The 16,141-nt window shown below is 66.8% G+C and carries 13 protein-coding genes; 10 read left to right on the top strand and 3 right to left on the bottom strand.

Annotated features, from left to right (window positions below):
• Window positions 1–54 precede the first annotated feature (54 nt).
• Window positions 55–951, bottom strand: coding sequence for a transporter (locus HWX08_RS07820; protein ID WP_069258502.1), 897 nt, complete (start codon window positions 949–951; stop codon window positions 55–57).
• Window positions 952–1,503: 552 nt separating this feature from the next.
• On the opposite strand from HWX08_RS07820, the gene nthA reads away from it, so the two are divergent.
• The 9 genes from nthA (at window position 1,504) to HWX08_RS07775 (ending at window position 12,455) form a co-directional block, all read left to right on the top strand.
• Window positions 1,504–2,103, top strand: a complete 600-nt coding sequence (nthA, locus tag HWX08_RS07815) for a nitrile hydratase subunit alpha (RefSeq protein ID WP_174919928.1) — start codon at window positions 1,504–1,506, stop codon at window positions 2,101–2,103.
• Between the two features lie 39 nt (window positions 2,104–2,142).
• Entirely contained in the window at window positions 2,143–2,835 is a 693-nt protein-coding gene (nthB, locus tag HWX08_RS07810; protein WP_174919927.1) for a nitrile hydratase subunit beta, read from the top strand.
• A 29-nt stretch (window positions 2,836–2,864) separates the two neighbouring features.
• Window positions 2,865–4,124, top strand: coding sequence for a GTP-binding protein (locus HWX08_RS07805; protein ID WP_244122716.1), 1,260 nt, complete (start codon window positions 2,865–2,867; stop codon window positions 4,122–4,124).
• 458 nt (window positions 4,125–4,582) lie between these two features.
• Window positions 4,583–5,527, top strand: coding sequence for a helix-turn-helix domain-containing protein (locus HWX08_RS07800; protein WP_174919923.1), 945 nt, complete (start codon window positions 4,583–4,585; stop codon window positions 5,525–5,527).
• A 281-nt stretch (window positions 5,528–5,808) separates the two neighbouring features.
• Window positions 5,809–7,248: an APC family permease gene (locus HWX08_RS07795; protein ID WP_174919921.1), complete on the top strand. Its 1,440-nt coding sequence runs from the start codon at window positions 5,809–5,811 to the stop codon at window positions 7,246–7,248.
• Between the two features lie 274 nt (window positions 7,249–7,522).
• Window positions 7,523–8,968, top strand: coding sequence for an aldehyde dehydrogenase family protein (locus HWX08_RS07790; RefSeq protein ID WP_174919919.1), 1,446 nt, complete (start codon window positions 7,523–7,525; stop codon window positions 8,966–8,968).
• 55 nt (window positions 8,969–9,023) lie between these two features.
• Window positions 9,024–10,388 carry an aspartate aminotransferase family protein gene (locus tag HWX08_RS07785; protein ID WP_174919918.1) on the top strand — a complete coding sequence of 455 codons (1,365 nt, stop codon included), beginning with the start codon at window positions 9,024–9,026 and terminating at the stop codon, window positions 10,386–10,388.
• Between the two features lie 161 nt (window positions 10,389–10,549).
• Window positions 10,550–11,113 (top strand): cytochrome b, encoded by a 564-nt coding sequence (locus HWX08_RS07780; RefSeq protein ID WP_174919916.1) that lies wholly within the window; start codon window positions 10,550–10,552, stop codon window positions 11,111–11,113.
• A gap of 193 nt (window positions 11,114–11,306) precedes the next feature.
• Window positions 11,307–12,455 (top strand): porin, encoded by a 1,149-nt coding sequence (locus tag HWX08_RS07775; RefSeq protein WP_174919914.1) that lies wholly within the window; start codon window positions 11,307–11,309, stop codon window positions 12,453–12,455.
• Window positions 12,456–12,523: 68 nt separating this feature from the next.
• Here the strand turns inward: HWX08_RS07775 and HWX08_RS07770 are convergent, their stop codons facing one another.
• Entirely contained in the window at window positions 12,524–13,579 is a 1,056-nt protein-coding gene (locus HWX08_RS07770) for a porin (protein WP_174919912.1), read from the bottom strand.
• Between the two features lie 314 nt (window positions 13,580–13,893).
• On the opposite strand from HWX08_RS07770, the gene HWX08_RS07765 reads away from it, so the two are divergent.
• Window positions 13,894–14,622, top strand: a complete 729-nt coding sequence (locus HWX08_RS07765) for an IclR family transcriptional regulator (RefSeq protein ID WP_174919910.1) — start codon at window positions 13,894–13,896, stop codon at window positions 14,620–14,622.
• 32 nt (window positions 14,623–14,654) lie between these two features.
• Here HWX08_RS07765 and HWX08_RS07760 read toward each other — a convergent pair whose 3' ends face one another.
• Window positions 14,655–16,136, bottom strand: coding sequence for an NAD-dependent succinate-semialdehyde dehydrogenase (locus HWX08_RS07760; protein ID WP_174919908.1), 1,482 nt, complete (start codon window positions 16,134–16,136; stop codon window positions 14,655–14,657).
• Window positions 16,137–16,141: the final 5 nt, after the last annotated feature.

The raw sequence follows: 16,141 nt of genomic DNA, 5'->3' as shown, positions 1-16,141 counted from the left end.
GATAAAGACGAGAGAAGAACAGGCGTTGCCCGGGTGTCGGTGCAATGCACAGCGTCAAAAGATGTGCGCGTAGCGCAACCCGACGAGAACGCTGTCGCGCGGGCCGTTGTGTACGCTGAGATCGGTGCCGAGCTGGATCTGCACCTGATCGGCCTTGGTCACGAACTTCGACGCGGTGAGCCGCATACGCGTCGTGCGCAACGCATCGTGGTTGTCGACGCCGTCGACGCTGGTCGCACCTCCCCAGAACTGCGTGACGCCGATCCCGAACGATGTGCCCGGATCGGGCATGTAGCGGACCATCGCCTGCGCGCTATAGCTCATCCGCTGATGCAGCGTCGCGCCGCTCGTGCCGTACGACGTATTGTTGCTGTACCAGATCGCATCGCCCACCAGATCGAGGGCCCATTGCGGCGAGAAGTGCTTGACGTATGCGGCCTGGAAGTCGAGCGACCAGCGATGCGCGCCGAGATTCAGGCCGCGGTTCTGGTCGTAGCTGCCGGTCGGTGCATACAAGTAGACGGTCCCGGCGATGACGTCTTTCGCGTCGTTCAGGCGGAACTTCAGCGGCGCGGTCAAGATGACGTCGCCGACGCCGTTCGTGCTGCCTAACCCGCTCGCGTTGCCGAAGCCGCTCACGTGCCCAAACGGCAGCAGCACCTGCGGATCGATCGTCAGCCGGTCGGTCAGTGCGAATACGTGCAGCAGACGCGCGATGCCGATGTTCGATTGCAGGTCGAAGTCCGACGTCTTGCTGCCGTTGGCGTAATACGCGTTGGTCGCCGAGTAGTTGTAGTACAGCACACCGATCGTCGCCCCGACCGGGTACTGCTCGTAGTCGCCCGGATCGACTTCGACCGCGCCTGCGTAGTGGGACGCGATCAGCATCACCGACGCGCCGATCGCGCGCATGATCCGCTTCAGTTTCGTGCGGTTAACGGATTCCATCATTCCCCTGACATGGATGTGCAGACACCTCCTCGACACGTCACACCGGACGCCGGTATCGAGGTGCGTTGCGTGGCTGTTGTCTGGCGACGCGCGATGCGCGCCACCGGTTGGCGGCGCCCGTGACAGACATCGCTTGAGGGGAGAATAGAAAGGCAAAATGCGCGTTTCTGTTTCGTAGCGGAACAAAAATTTGACTGTGGTGGGCCTCCGCGCGCGGCGTCATCGGAATGCCATCCCGCTGACGGCAGCAGGTCGGAAAGACGCGAGGACAGGCATGCAGACACGCCGAAGTCGCTCGCGACGACGCGGCGCACGGAGGCGGGGTCGCCTGTATACAGCGGCGGCATCGTATTTCGTGCTGCCGGATACCGCGCCTTCTCACGCTTCCGCCCCAGCACAGTTTCTGATCCGACACGGCACAGAAGCGCGCTTTTTCTCTTCTTACCCTGCTCGTGGAGCGTGACCGCACGATGTGGACGCGCCACGCTCCGTCCGACGGCTGCGTGGCATCGCGAACGCGGTCGTTCCGAACCATGTCAAGGAGTTCCAATAATGAGCGCGACACCCTCCACCGACACGACGTCGACGCCCGGCGAAAGAGCATGGGCGCTGTTCCGCGTGATGCAAGAGAAGAACCTGATCCCCGACGGCTACGTCGAAGGAATGACGCAACTGATGTCGGAACAGTTCGATCCGGCGAACGGCGCGCGCGTCGTCGCGCGCGCCTGGGTCGATCCGGCATTCCGCGAACTGCTGCTGAAGGACGGCACCGCCGCGTGTGCGCAGTTCGGCTACACCGGCCCGCAAGGCGAATACATCGTCGCGCTCGAGGACACGCCGACACTGAAGAACGTGATCGTCTGCAGCCTGTGCTCGTGCACGAACTGGCCGGTTCTCGGCCTGCCGCCCGAGTGGTACAAGGGCTTCGAGTACCGCGCGCGGCTGGTGCGCGAAGGCCGAACGGTGCTGCGGGAGCTCGGCACGAATTTGCCGGACGACGTCGTCGTGAAGGTCTGGGACACCACGGCCGAGAGCCGCTATCTGGTGCTGCCGGTGCGTCCGGCCGGCACCGACGGGATGAGCGAGGCGCAACTGCAGGCGCTCATCACGAAGGACGTGCTGATCGGCGTCGCGCTGCCGCGCGTCGGCTGACCCGCGCCTCTACCCTCGATATTCGTTTCGGAGACTTCAATGGACGGCTTTCACGACCTCGGCGGATTCCAGGGCTTCGGCCCCGTTCCGCACACGATCAACAGCCTCGGCTACAAGCCGGTATTCAAGGAAGACTGGGAGCATCTCGCCTACAGCCTGATGTTCGTCGGCGTCGATCATCTGAAGAAATTCAGTGTCGACGAGGTGCGTCACGCGGTCGAGCGGATCGATGTGCGCCAGCATGTCGGTACCCGGTATTACGAGCGCTACGTGATCGCGACCGCGACGCTGCTCGTCGAGACCGGCGTGCTGACACAGGCGGAGCTCGACGCCGCGCTCGGCTCGCACTTCAAGCTCGCGAACCCGCCGCATTCGACTGGCCGCCCGGCGCCGGTCGGCGTCACGCACTTCGAAGTCGGCGACCGCGTCGTCGTCCGCGACGAATACGTGAGCGGGCACATCCGCGCCCCGGGCTACGTGCGCGGCAAGGAAGGCGTCGTGCTGCACCGGACGACGGAATCCTGGCCGTTCCCGGATACCATCGGCCACGGCGACACGCGCGCGGTCCGTCAACCGACCTATCACGTCGAGTTCCGCACGACGGATCTGTGGGGCGATGCGGCCGACGACGGCTATGTCGTCGTCGACCTTTTCGAGGGCTATCTGAAACGCGCGCCAGCGCGCGCTGCCGATTCACGTACCGCGTCCCACGCGGTGGAGACCCCAGCGTGAACGCGCAGGCCGGCACGGCCGGGACCGCGATTGCCGACGCCCGCGTCAGGCCGGTCGAACCGCCTGCGCGTATTCCGGTGACAGTGTTGTCCGGCTTTCTCGGTGCCGGCAAGACGACGCTGCTGAATCACGTGTTGCGCAATCGCGCGGGGCTGAAGGTCGCCGTGATCGTCAACGACATGAGCGACGTGAACCTCGACGCGGACGACGTGCGCCGGAACGTCGAGCTGCATCGCGGCGACGACGAGTTGGTCGAGATGAGCAATGGCTGTATCTGCTGCACGCTGCGTGCCGATCTGCTCGAGCGGATCAGCGCGCTCGCGCGGCAACGGCGCTTCGATTACTTGCTGATCGAATCCAGCGGGATTTCGGAGCCGATGCCGGTCGCGGAGACGTTCGCGTTCCTTGATCGCGACGGCTTCAGCCTCAGCGAACTCGCGAGGCTCGACACGCTCGTGACGGTCGTCGACGGCGAGACCTTCGAGGCGAGGATCGCGTCGACGCAGACGGTCACGAACGGCGTCGCGCAAGATGCGCGCAACCCGGATGATGGCGATACCGCGGCGACGCGCCCGTTGTCGGATCTGCTGATCGAGCAGGTCGAGCATGCGAACGTGATTCTCGTCAGCCGGGTCGACCGGATCGGTGACGCACAGTTCGACCGGCTCCGCGTAGTGCTTGCGTCGCTGAACCCGTCCGCGCAGATCCTGCCCATGCGAAACGGAGAAATCGACGCGTCCGTGATCCTGAATACGCGACGTTTCGATCTTCCAGCACTCGTGGAATCTCCGGGGTGGATGCAACGGATGCACATCGATGAACGGCCGTCCGAGTCGGAGTCGTACGGGATCGCGTCGTGGGTCTATCGGGAACGTGCGCCGTTTCACCCGGCACGCCTGCTCGCGTGGCTCAGTCGGCCGTGGACCAACGGCCGGCTGCTGCGCTGCAAGGGCTACCTGTGGGCCGCGCACCGACATGCCGAGATCGGCATGCTGGTGCAGACGGGGGGACGGTTCCGATGGGGCTATGTCGGCCGCTGGTGGCGGTTCGTCCCGCAGTCGGACTGGCCGCGCGACGACTATCGCCGCGACGGTGTGCTGAACAAATGGGAGGAGCCGGTTGGCGACTGTCGGCAGGAGATCGTATTCATCGGGCAAGCGATCGATGGCGAGCGATTGCGGCGCGAACTCGACGCGTGCCTGCTGACCGTCGAGGAAATCGGCGCGGGACCGGAATCGTGGGCGCGGCTCCCGGAAGCCGGCACGTTCGACGCGCTCTCGGCCCTCTAGCGACGGGCCGGCGCGCGGAAAGTCGACCTGGATCGACCGACGCATGGGCGCCTCGCCTGTGCGCGGTTTTCGTGCTCGTCGCATCGGGCGGCCCCCTGCGTAAACTCCCTCTACGAACGAATCAAAATCCCTTATAATGGGATTATATATATATTGTGCGCACCTAGCTCCAACAAATATTTGCCACAGTCCTGAATTACGGGTTGTCTTTCATCTCCGCTACAAAACCATCGCCATGCAAAGGCGCGCCCGCCCGGTGAGCGGCAACGCGGTGTGTCTTCCGCGTCACCCGGTGTTTTTTTCTGGATATGATCGTCAGCGGGGCCCGGCGTGTTGCACCGCACCGACCGGAAGTCACCCAGGCGGATCGCGCATGACGCGGTCGTACTACCGCGCCCGGGCAGCATGAGCCGGCTTCGGCCAGCATCGATTTCGAGACGGGATGCATTAGCCACACCATGAACCTGCACGCTGAAACACTGTGCTTCTCGGATGTGTTCCTCCATTCCCAGGCGATCGTGAACTGGTCGCAGCACTACGACCAGATCAGTCCGGGCACGGCCACGACCACGCTGCGCCAGGTCGCCGGCCAGCGCTTTCACGTCTTTCGCGAACGCATCAACCAGCGCGTGATGCAGCACGGCCTGGCGCCGCGCGACCGCCTTTGCTTCGCGCTGCCGATTGCCGGCACCGTCGCGCCGGTGGTCCAGGGGCGCACCGTCGAGCGCCCGAGCCTGCTGACCTTGCGCGGCGGCGAGGAGTTCGTCGCCCACCTGCCGTGCGACACGGAAGTGCTCGCCTTCACGATCGACCGCACGCTCACGGCCGATCGCGAACTGGACGAACTCGCGAACCTGCCCGCCCGCGTGCTGAAGCAGCCGGTGCTCCCGATCTCGCCCGCGCGCTACCGCGATGCGCTGGACGGCCTCGAACGCGTGCTCTGCCAGGCACTCGACAGGGGTTCGCTCACGGCGCGCGACGGGTTCGACGAGCGCGTGCTCGCGCACAGTGTCGTCGGCATCCTGCTCGACCTCGTGCAGTCCGACGATCCGGAGGCCGGCGCGCTGCCGTCGGCATCGACGCAAAGCTATATCGTTCGCCGCAGCCAGGAGATCGCACTGGAAAGCGACGATGTGCCGACGGTGATCGATCTCTGCCATCACCTTCGAATCAGCCGCCGCACGCTGCAATACAGCTTCCAGAACGTCGTCGGCACCACGCCGACGGCCTACCTCCGCTCGATCCGGCTGAACGCCGTGCGGCGCTTCCTGATGACGACGCCCGACACGATGCGGATTGGCGACGCTGCAGCGCAATTCGGCTTCTGCCATTTCGGGCGTTTTTCCGCGTACTACCAGCAACATTTCCACGAACTGCCGTCGCACACGCCGCGCCTGAGCTGAGTCCGCGAACGCGTCGCGGCCGCGCATCCGGGTAATCCCCTGCCGCCCGGCGCATGCGGATTGCCGAAAGCGGACAACGCCTGCTTTTTCGGCACCGTAAATTTTGTCGTCGGCCTGTTCCGCATCGCACTGCACCGGGCGGCCGTCCAAGCGCAGCCCTGTGCCGTCGGCGCACGTCGGCATCGATGGCCGGTTCGTCAGGATCGGCCCGCGGCACGGGGATATTGATCAGGCATGCCGGTGTCGATTCCCGATGGACGATCCGGTCAGCGGGACTACTCATGAACGAATCGTCACCCCGGCCCGAAGCGGGCCTCAGCAGGAACGCCGTCGGACTTTCCCACATCGTCTTCTTCGTCGTCGCGGCAGCGGCGCCGCTCACCGCGATGGTCGGCGCGACCCCCGCCGCGTTCTCGCTCGGCAACGGTGCCGGCGTGCCCGGCGTATTCGTGCTGGCGGGCGTCATGTACCTGATCTTCAGCATCGGCTACGCGGCAATGAGCCGGCACATCGCCAATGCGGGCGCGTTCTATGCATACATCGCGAACGGGCTCGGGCGTCCTGCCGGCGTGGGCGGCGCGTTCGTCGCGATCGTCGCGTACAACGCCGTGCAGATCGCGATCTACTGCATGTTCGGCTTCTTCCTGAACGACAGCATCCAGCGGCACTACGGCGTCGACGTGCCGTGGTGGGCGTTCGCGCTCGCCTGCGTCGTCGCCGTCCACTTCTGCGGCGCGCGGCGCATCGAGTTCAGCGGCCGGCTGCTCGGGATGCTGATGATCGGCGAGATCGCGATCGTGATGCTGCTCGATCTCGCGATCGTCGCGCATGGCGCGAGCACCGGCGGCTTCAGCGCGAAGCCGTTCAGCCCCGCGATGGTGTTCGCACCCGGGCTCGGCACCGCGCTGGTGTTCGTGCTCGGCTCGTACATGGGCTTCGAGGCAACGGCGATCTTCTCCGAGGAGGCCCGCGACCCGAAACGCACGATCCCGCGCGCCACGTACGTGGCCGTGATCCTCATCATGGCGTTCTACGCGCTGTCGTCGTGGGCAATCGTCGAGGCGTGGGGCGAGAGCCGGATCGCCGCGCAAGCGGCCCGCGATCCGGCCAATCTCTGGTTTGCCGTCAGCGGCCGGCTGCTCGGCGGCATCGCGACGGATGCGATGAACGTGTTGCTCGTCACGAGCCTGTTCGCGGCGATCCTGTCGTTCCACAACACGATCACACGCTATTTCTACGCGATGGGCCGTGAACGCGTGCTGTGGCGCAAACTCGGCCATACGTGCCCCGTGCATCGCTGCCCCGACGTCGCCGGGAAAGTGCAGACGCTGATCGCACTCGCGGCTATCGTCGGCTCCGCCGCGTGCCGGCTCGATCCGTTCGCGGTCGTGTTCTCGTTGATGAGCGCGCTGGCCACGATCGGCATCATCGCGGTGCAGATCCTCGTGGCGGCCTCGGTGATCGCGTTCTTCGCGCGCGATCACCGGGACGCCGGTCTCGTGCACCGCCTGATCGCGCCGCTCGTCAGCGTGATCGCGCTCGGCGCGTGCCTCGTGCTGGTCGTGCGCAACCTGTCCGTGCTGAGCGGCTCGGATTCGGCCTTCGTCGCGATGTTTCCGTATTTCCTGGTCGCCGTCGGCGCGCTCGGCGTCCGCGCGGCCTTGCGATTGAAGCGCAGCGATCCCGACCTGTATCGCGAACTCGGACGCGCCACGCCGTAACCGCCGCCCTGCCGGCGCCGCTCGCGGCGCCGGCATCGTCTTGCCCCACCCCGCCGCTGCTCCACGACCGGCGCGCGATGCGTCGCTGCATCCCGCCGGCACGGCCCTGCGCGGGTATTCCCTATCCCGGTCACGCGGCAACGATTGCCGATAGCGGACAAGGCCCGCCGTTTCAGCGACATACAGTGAACCCGACGTCGAAGCCGTGCCGCAACCGCCCTCACCGCCGCAACCGGCGCGGCCCGACGACTCGCCCCTGTGAAACACGGACATCATGATGAAAATTCAGAACCTGATCGGCGGCCGGCATTGCGATGCATCTGCCGGCCGTACCTTCGAAAAGCTGGCGCCGGCGACCGGCGACTACGTCGCCGCCGTGCCGGCGTCGACCGTCGAAGACGTCGATCGCGCGGTACGCGCCGCACACGGCGCGCTGCACGATGATGCATGGGCACGCGCGGGCGGAGCGGCCCGGGCGCGCTGGCTGCTCCGGCTGGCCGACCTGATCGAGCGCGACCGCGACGCGCTGGCGGAATGCCTGGCCGTCGAACAAGGACGCCCGCTTGTCGAGATGCGCATGATGGACGTCCCGATGAGCATCGACACGCTGCGCTACTTCGCCGGCTGGGCCGACAAGCTCGAGGGCCGCACGATTCCGACCGACGGCTTCATGGGCCGCCCGACCCTCAACTACACCCGGCGCGCGCCGGTCGGCGTCGCCGCGCAGATCATCCCGTGGAACGCGCCGCTGATGATCGCCGTGTGGAAACTCGCACCGGCGCTCGCGGCCGGCTGCCCGGTGGTCGTCAAGCCGTCCGAGGACACGCCGCTCGCGCTCGCCCGTCTCGGCGAACTCGTCTGCGAAGCCGGGCTGCCCGCCGGCGTCGTCAACATCGTCCACGGCGTCGGGGCCGAAGTCGGCGCCGCGCTGGTCGCGCACCCGCTCGTGAGCAAGATCAGCTTCACGGGCAGCACCGAAGTCGGCCGGACGATCGCCGCCGAAGCGGCCCGGACTTTCAAGCGCGTCACGCTGGAGCTCGGCGGCAAGGCCGCGCAGATCGTCTTCGCGGATGCCGATCTCGACCGTGCGATCCCGTCGCTGATGGCCGGCATGTTCGCGAACCAGGGCCAGACGTGCGCGGCCGGCTCGCGCGTGCTCGCACACCGCTCGATCGCGCACGCACTCGAGGAGCGGCTCGCCGAGGCCGCCCGCGCCATGCGCGTCGGCCCGCCGTCGGAGCCGGGTGTGCAGATGGGCGCGCTCATCAACCCGCGTCACCTCGCACGCGTGCGCGCGCACGTGGAAGGCGCGCTCGCCGAAGGCGCGGTCATGCTCGCGGGCGATGAGCAGGTGCCGCCGCGCGGCTGCTTCATGCGTCCGACGATCCTCGGCGGCGTGCATCCGGGCATGCGGATCGCCCGCGACGAAGTGTTCGGCCCCGTCGGCATGGTCATGCCGTTCGACACCGAGGACGAGGCCGTCCGCGTCGCCAACGACACGCCGTTCGGCCTGTCCGCTTCGGTCTGGACGCAGGACGTCGGCACCGCGCACCGCGTCGCCGAACGGCTCGACGTCGGCGCGGTCGCCATCAACGCATGGAGCCCCATCGATGCGCGCCTGCCCTGGGGCGGCACCAAGCAGAGCGGGATCGGGCGCGACCTGTCGAAGGCCGCGCTCGACTCGTACCTCGAGGAAAAGATCATCAGCGCAGCCCTGTGATTCCGCGGCGCACGCCGCGCCGCACTGTCTTCAAGCACTTCGTGAGAGATACACCATGGACTACCAAAAGCGACAAAAGCGATTCTGGCACCCGATGAGCTCGGCAGCCGCCGGGCACACGACCCCCACCGTGATCATCGAGCGCGGCGACGGCAACTACGTGTACGACGTCGAGGGCCACCGCATGCTCGACGGCGTCGGCGGACTCTGGAACGTCAACGTCGGCCACAACCGGCCGGAAGTGAAGGCCGCGATCGCCCGCCAGATGGACGAGCTGTCGTACTACCAGACCTTCGACGGCGTCGCCCATCCGCGCGTGTACGACCTGGCCGACCGCCTGTGCGCGATGTTCGCGCAGGAGGACATGCAGCGGGTGATGTTCGGCAGCGGCGGCTCCGACGCGATCGAGACGGCGCTCAAGATGGCGCGCCAGTATTGGGTCGCCGCAGGCGAGCCGTCGCGCACGAAATTCCTGTCGCTGCGCAACGGCTACCATGGCGTGCACGTCGGCGGCACGTCGATCGGCGGCAACGGCGTCTATCACTATAATCACGGTCCGCTGCTGCCCGGCTGCGTGCTGCTCGACACGCCGTGGCTCTATCGCAACCCGTGGAACTGCGACGATCCGCAGCAACTCGTCGAGCATTGCATCCGGCAGCTCGAGGAAACGATCGCGTTCCATGGCCCGCAGACCATCGCCGCGTTCGTCGCGGAGCCGGTACAGGGCGCAGGCGGGCTGATCGTGCCGCCCGCCGACTACTGGGCGCGCGTGCGCGCCGTGTGCGACCGCAACGGCATCCTGCTGATCGCCGACGAGGTGGTCACCGGTTTCGGCCGCACCGGCAGCCTGCTCGGTAGCCGCGGATGGGGTGTCGCCGCGGATATCCTGTGTGTCGCCAAGGGCATTTCCGCCGGCTACGTACCGCTCGGCGCGACGCTGTACAACGGGCGCATCGCGCAGGCGATCGAACAGGGCGCGGGCTTCTCGCACGTGATCATGCACGGCTATACGTACAGCGGGCATCCGCTCGCGTGCGCCGCGTCGCTCGCGGTGCTCGACATCGTCGAAGCCGAGGATCTGCCCGGTAACGCGGCACGGGTCGGCCAGCGGCTGCTCGAGCAGCTGCTGCCGCTGAAGGCCGACTTCGAGACCGTCGGCGACGTCCGCGGCAAGGGGCTGATGCTGGCGCTCGATCTCGTCACCGACAAGGCCAGCCGCACGCCGCTCGACCCGGGCAACGGGTTCGCGGCACGCGTGGCCGATGCCGCGCGCCGGCGCGGGGTCCTGGTCCGGGCGATCGCCAACAAGGTCGTGATGTCGCCGCCGTTGACGCTGCAGCAGAGCGAGGCCGACTTCATCGCGGCGACGTTGCGCGAGGCGCTGCAGGAGTGCTGTGCGGATTCGCGATCGATCGCCTGACCGCGCGGACAGCCGGGCGCACGGATCTTTCGTCGCGGGTTCGTGCGCACCGCCATCCGGCTCAGCCCGGGCCCCGGCTCGACGAAGGTCGCCGCGGGGCATCGACGTCGACGATGGGCGTGCCGCCCGTCGCAATTTCGCTTTCAAGGAAGACTAGCCACATGGAAAACCAGGCCATTGCATTCACGGTCGAGAAATATCCGCTCGTGCTGCGGGTGCTGCACTGGGTCAGGGCGATCCTGATCGGCGCGCAGCTCTGGACCGGATGGACGATGGTCCGGCTCGACGACAACCTGCCGGCCAAGTTCGACTGGTACTACCCGACGCACAAGGAGTTCGGCGTGCTCACGCTGCTGGTGGTCCTGACGCAACTGGCGATCCGGTCGATGAAGCCGCTGCCGCCGCTGCCGTCGAGCCTGCCGAAGCTGGACCGCAAGCTCGCCAAGATCGCGCACTACCTGCTGTATGCGCTCGCGATCATCGTGCCGCTGATGGGCTATTCGATGTCCAGCACGTATACGCAGAGCGACGGCGTGCCGTTCTTCTTCGTCCGCGTCCCCGAGCTGCTGCCGAAGAACGACCACTGGTTCGCGGCATTCCAGTGGCTGCACCGGACACTGGCCTACACACTGCTCGTGCTCGTCGTGCTGCATATTCTCGCCGCGCTGAAACACCGGTTCCTCGACTCGAACCGCGACAACGACGTACTGCGGCGCATGCTGTAACGCCGCCCCGGCCCGTTGCCGGTTTCCCGGCGACGTTCGGCACCCGGGCCGCCCGATCGTGGCGCCCGGTTTCTTTTGATCCATACATTTCGTTTTGCTAACTATATGCGGACCGTCCCGGCCGTCCGGGGCACCGGCACGCCGTCGGGAATGGTACCGCACCGCCATACCGGCACGCACCTGGAGATCGACAATGAAGAAGATGATCGCGGTCGTTTCGACCGCCGGCGCCATGGGATTCGGCCTCACTGCCCATGCACAAAGCACCGTGACGCTCTATGGCCTGATCGACGAAGGCGTCAATTTCACGAGCAACGCGGGCGGCGGCAAGGCCTACCAGATGGTGAGCGGCGACACCGTCGGCAGCAACTGGGGGCTGAAAGGCACGGAAGACCTCGGCGGCGGCCTGAGAGCGTTGTTCCAGCTCGAGAACGGCTTCAACGCGAGCACCGGGGCGCTCGGCGTGACGTCGCGGATGTTCGGCAGGCAGGCGTACGTCGGGCTCGATTCCGACCGATTCGGCACGCTCACGCTCGGCCGCCAGTACGATCCCACGCTCGACATGTGGAGCCCGTTCACGGCCACCGGCAACTGGCTCGGCGATTTCGGCGCGCACCCGTACGACAACGACAATGCCGACTGGGACTACCGCATCCAGAACAGCATCAAGTACGTGTCGCCCGCGTACGCCGGCTTCAAGGGCGAAGTGCTCTACGGGCTCTCGAACCAGGCGGGCGGCTTCGCCCGGAACCGGGTGCACAGTGCCGCGCTGCAATATCAGATGGGCGCGTTCTCCGCGGCCGTCGCGTACCTGAAGGCCAGCAACGGCGGCGCGAACGCGGGCGGCGCATTGTCGAGCGACGATACGGTCTTCAGCGGCCGCGCGCAGCAGAACATCGATGCCGGCGCGTCGTACAAGTTCAGCGACAAGCTGACGCTGTCCGCCGCGTATTCGCACGTCGACGTGTATCGGCCCGAGTCGAATCTCTACTTCGCGAACCAGCCTGCGGCGGGCTCGCAGCACGCGTGGAAATTCGACAACTTCGAGGTCAACGGCCAGTACTTCTTCCGGCCGGACGTCTGGCTCGGCGCGGCGTACACCTACACGCACGCCCATGTCACGACGGCGGCGGGCGACGCATCGCCGAGCTGGCACCAGTTGTCGACGATGCTCGACTACGATCTCAGCAAGCGGACCTCGACGTACATCCAGGCCGCGTACCAGCATGCAACCGGCAACACCGGTACCGATTTCGACGATGCGCACGTGCTCGGCACCGCCGGGCAGTCGTCGGGCCGCAATCAGCTGACCTTGCGCGTCGGGATGATGCATCGGTTCTGAACCGGGCGGGTGACGCACGGGCTCGCGCGTCATGTCGTGGTCGCGGCAGCCCGTGCGGCGCCGTGCCGTCAGAATTGATGCCGCACGCCGACGCGCACCGCAGTCTGCGTCGAGCCGGCCGCCGCGCCGCCGAGCGCGGCCTCGACCTGGGCACCGTACGCGCTGTCGTGCCCGCGTGCGAGCACCGCGTACAGGCCGGTACGCTTCGACAGCGAATAATCGGCACTCAACGTGACCTGATTGGCCGAACCGATGTCGCCGCCGCGCTGCTGGAACTGGAAGCCGCCGCCCAGTTGCAACGACGGCGTGACCGAATAGGTCAGCCCGGCGTCGTAGGTGGTGGCCCGCAACGGTGCGGCTGCGCCGATCCGCACGTCCGACACCATGCCGAAGACGCGAAGCCGGTCGAAGTTGTAGCCGGCTCCGCCCGAGAAATTGCGAAGATTGCCGCCGGCGGTCACGTCGTGCTGGCCGAAATAGGCGAGCGCGGCGCTGAACGCGCCCTGCGTGTAGGACAGCATCGCGCTCTGCACGCTGCTGCGCGCGACCGAGCCGGGCACGTTGCCGAACCCCCACATACCGCCGAACGCGATACCGCCGAACGTCGGACTCACATACTTCACCGCGTTGTTCACCTGGACGCCCCACACGCGGTTGTCGAGTGCGCCGCCGGCCGACGCATTCGCCGGCAACCCCCACGCGAGCAGGCCGGCCGGCGTGTTCGCGCCGATCGCGAACGACGGCATGAGATCGCCGACGAAATCGAACTGGCGGCCGAGCGTCACGGTGCCCCAGTCGCCGCCGAGCCCGACGTACGCTTGCGAACTGAACGCGGCGCCCGGCACGGTCAGCGTCCCGTCCGACGTCTGGAACTGGCTTTCGAGCCGGAACACGGCGAAATTGGCGCCGCCGAGTTCCTCCCTGCCCGTCAGGCCCCACACGTCGTTGCGCGACACGCCCGCCTGCAGCGCGAGCTGGCGCCCGCCGCGTGGCGCAGCTGCCACGTCGCTCGTATAGGTCACCCCCGTGTCCAGCGAACCGTAGAGCGTCACGCTCGATTGTGCGAACGTCGGCGCAACGGCACCGCATCCGCACAATGCCACCATCCGGAACCACGCTTTCATCGTCTTCTCCTCATCGAATTTTCCCGGCCGATGCGCGCGTGAGCCGATCGCCACGGCAACGACATCGATCCGGCACGACCTTTCCGGTTAAAATAGGAATCCATATCAATAGACGGCCCGGCGATCCGCTGCACCTCGGCCGGCCTGCTTCCCGAGCATTCGCCGACACGGCTCCGGTTCCCGCCAGCTCGACTTAAGTTAGACTACGACCCTGTCTGTCGCGGTGCCGCACGCCATGCCGCAACCCGGCCGCGCGAACCGCGTTCGTCCTTCTCGTTTCATTGCCGCAAGCCGCCTGAATCCCGGATCACGTCATGTCGAGCCTCACCAAAATGCTGTCCATCCTCGACGTCTTCTCTTCGTCCGCGACGTCGATGACGGCCGAGGAAATCGCCGAACACATGGGCTTTTCGCGGACCACCTGCTACCGCTACGTGAAGGAACTGGCGTCCGTCGGCCTGCTCGTCGGCAGCAACGGCCGCTATACGCTGGGCCCGCGCATCATCCATCTCGACTACAACATGCGGCAGTCGGACCCGATGCTCACCGCCGCGAAACCCGTCATCCAGAAGCTGGTTCAGGTCACCGGCGGCGATGCGCTCGTGTCGACGCTGTTTGACGAGCAGATCATCAACGTCATGCACGAAACCGGCGCGGATAACCTGCAGCTGGGTTTCGGTCGCGGCCGCATCATGCCGCTGTTCCTGGGTGCGTCGTCGAAAGTGATCGTCGCCGCGATGTCGCGTGCGCGCCTGAAGCGCCTGCACGAACGGCACAACGACGAACTCGGCGAGTTCGCGGCCGACTGGACGCAGTTCTGGCGCGCCTGCCAGCAGATCGCCGACGCGGGATACTGGATCTCGCGCGGCGAGCTCGACGCCGGGTTCGTCGGCATCGCCGCGCCGATCCGCACTGCCAGCAGCGGCGAAATCAACAGCAGCCTGTCGCTCGTCTTTCGCGCCGAACACTTCGCGCTGTTCGACGAGCGCGTGCTCGGCAAACTCCTGATCGACGCCACCGCCCGGATCGGCGACGCCATCTGACGCGCCGCGCGTGAAGGCCGACGTGCCCACGGTCAATTCATCTGCGTGACGAACTTGGTGACCAGGTAACCGTCGAACGTCTCCGTTCCGCCCTCGCTGCCGAAGCCGCTGTCCTTCACGCCGCCGAACGGGATCTCGGCCGGCCCCATCCCGAAGTGATTGATGTTGACCATGCCGGCTTCGAGCGAGCGGCTGATCCGGTGCGCGTTGCGTGCGGATTCGGTGAACGCATACGACGCGAGGCCGAACGGCAAGCGGTTGGCTTCGGTGAGCGCGTCGTCGAGCGCGTCGAACGGCACGATCCCGACGATCGGACCGAACGGTTCGTCGTTCATCAGGCGCGTGTCGCGCGCCGGGCCCAGCACGACCGTCGGTGCGAAATAGTGCCCCGGTCCCCGCAGCGCCGTTCCGCCCGCGGCAATCTCCGCCCCTTTCGCCCGGGCGTCGGCGACGAACGCGTCGATCTCGGATACCCGTCGCGCATGCGCGAGCGGCCCCATCGTGGTCGCCTCTTCCAGCCCGTAGCCGACGCGAATCTTGCCGACCGCCTCGAGATACGCGGCGACGAACCGCTCGAACACCGGGCGTTGCACGAAAAACCGGGTCGGCGACACGCAGACCTGCCCGGCATTGCGAAACTTGTACGCGGCCAGCATCGGCGCGGCGCGCGCGATGTCCGCATCCGCGCAGACGAGCACCGGCGCATGCCCGCCCAGTTCCATGGTCATGCGCTTCATGTACGACGCGGCAAGCGCGGCCAGTTGCTTGCCGACCGGCACCGAGCCGGTGAACGAAATCTTTCGTACCAGCGGCGACTCGATCAGTTGCTTCGATACTTCGCCCGGTACGCCCCAGACGATGTTCAGGCACCCCGGGGGCAATCCGGCATCGTGAAAGATGCGTGCGAGCGCGACGATCGCGCTCGGCGATTCCTCGGGCCCTTTCAGTACCAGCGTGCACCCGCACGCGAGCGCGGCCGCAATCTTGTGCATGGCCTGGCTGAACGGGAAATTCCACGGAGAAAACGCCGCGCACACGCCGATCGGTTCCCGCAATACCGTCTGCGCGACGTCGGGAGAACGCGATGGAACGACGCGGCCGTAGGTGCGGCGCCCCTCCTCCGCGTGCCATTCGAGCTGTTCGGCCGACGACGCGACCTCGGCGATCGCCTCGCGAAGCGGCTTGCCCTGGTCCATCGTGATGTGACGGCCGATCGTTTCGGCCCGCTCCCGCACGAGCGCGGCGGCGCGGCGCAGGATGTCCGAGCGCACGAGCGGCGACTCGCGCCGCCACGCCGCGAATGCGCGGTGCGCGGCGTGCACCGCGGCGTCGATATCTTCCGGTGTCGCATGCGGCAGCGCGCCGAGCACGCGGCCGGTTCCCGGATCGAGAACGGGCTGCGTGCGCCGGCCGTCGGCCTGCAGGAACCGGCCATCGACATACAGATGGAGCGGCGCGTAATCGCGTGGCGCGTCGGGCGTCACAGGCGACGTCAACGGTGTAAACGGAATCAAGACGG

Source organism: Burkholderia metallica, from assembly GCF_902832845.1.
Taxonomy (GTDB): domain Bacteria; phylum Pseudomonadota; class Gammaproteobacteria; order Burkholderiales; family Burkholderiaceae; genus Burkholderia; species Burkholderia metallica.
This window is presented reverse-complemented; position numbering and strand designations above follow the sequence as displayed.

Bases quoted from the DNA above. Each gene is read 5' to 3' on its own strand.
- HWX08_RS07795 (WP_174919921.1), top strand. From the start codon at position 5,809: ATGAACGAATCGTCACCCCGGCCCGAAGCGGGCCTCAGCAGGAACGCC.
- HWX08_RS07800 (WP_174919923.1), top strand. From the start codon at position 4,583: ATGAACCTGCACGCTGAAACACTGTGCTTCTCGGATGTGTTCCTCCAT.
- HWX08_RS07770 (WP_174919912.1), bottom strand. From the start codon at position 13,579: ATGAAAGCGTGGTTCCGGATGGTGGCATTGTGCGGATGCGGTGCCGTT.
- HWX08_RS07790 (WP_174919919.1), top strand. From the start codon at position 7,523: ATGATGAAAATTCAGAACCTGATCGGCGGCCGGCATTGCGATGCATCT.
- nthA (WP_174919928.1), top strand. From the start codon at position 1,504: ATGAGCGCGACACCCTCCACCGACACGACGTCGACGCCCGGCGAAAGA.
- HWX08_RS07785 (WP_174919918.1), top strand. From the start codon at position 9,024: ATGGACTACCAAAAGCGACAAAAGCGATTCTGGCACCCGATGAGCTCG.
- nthB (WP_174919927.1), top strand. From the start codon at position 2,143: ATGGACGGCTTTCACGACCTCGGCGGATTCCAGGGCTTCGGCCCCGTT.
- HWX08_RS07820 (WP_069258502.1), bottom strand. From the start codon at position 951: ATGATGGAATCCGTTAACCGCACGAAACTGAAGCGGATCATGCGCGCG.
- HWX08_RS07765 (WP_174919910.1), top strand. From the start codon at position 13,894: ATGTCGAGCCTCACCAAAATGCTGTCCATCCTCGACGTCTTCTCTTCG.
- HWX08_RS07780 (WP_174919916.1), top strand. From the start codon at position 10,550: ATGGAAAACCAGGCCATTGCATTCACGGTCGAGAAATATCCGCTCGTG.
- HWX08_RS07775 (WP_174919914.1), top strand. From the start codon at position 11,307: ATGAAGAAGATGATCGCGGTCGTTTCGACCGCCGGCGCCATGGGATTC.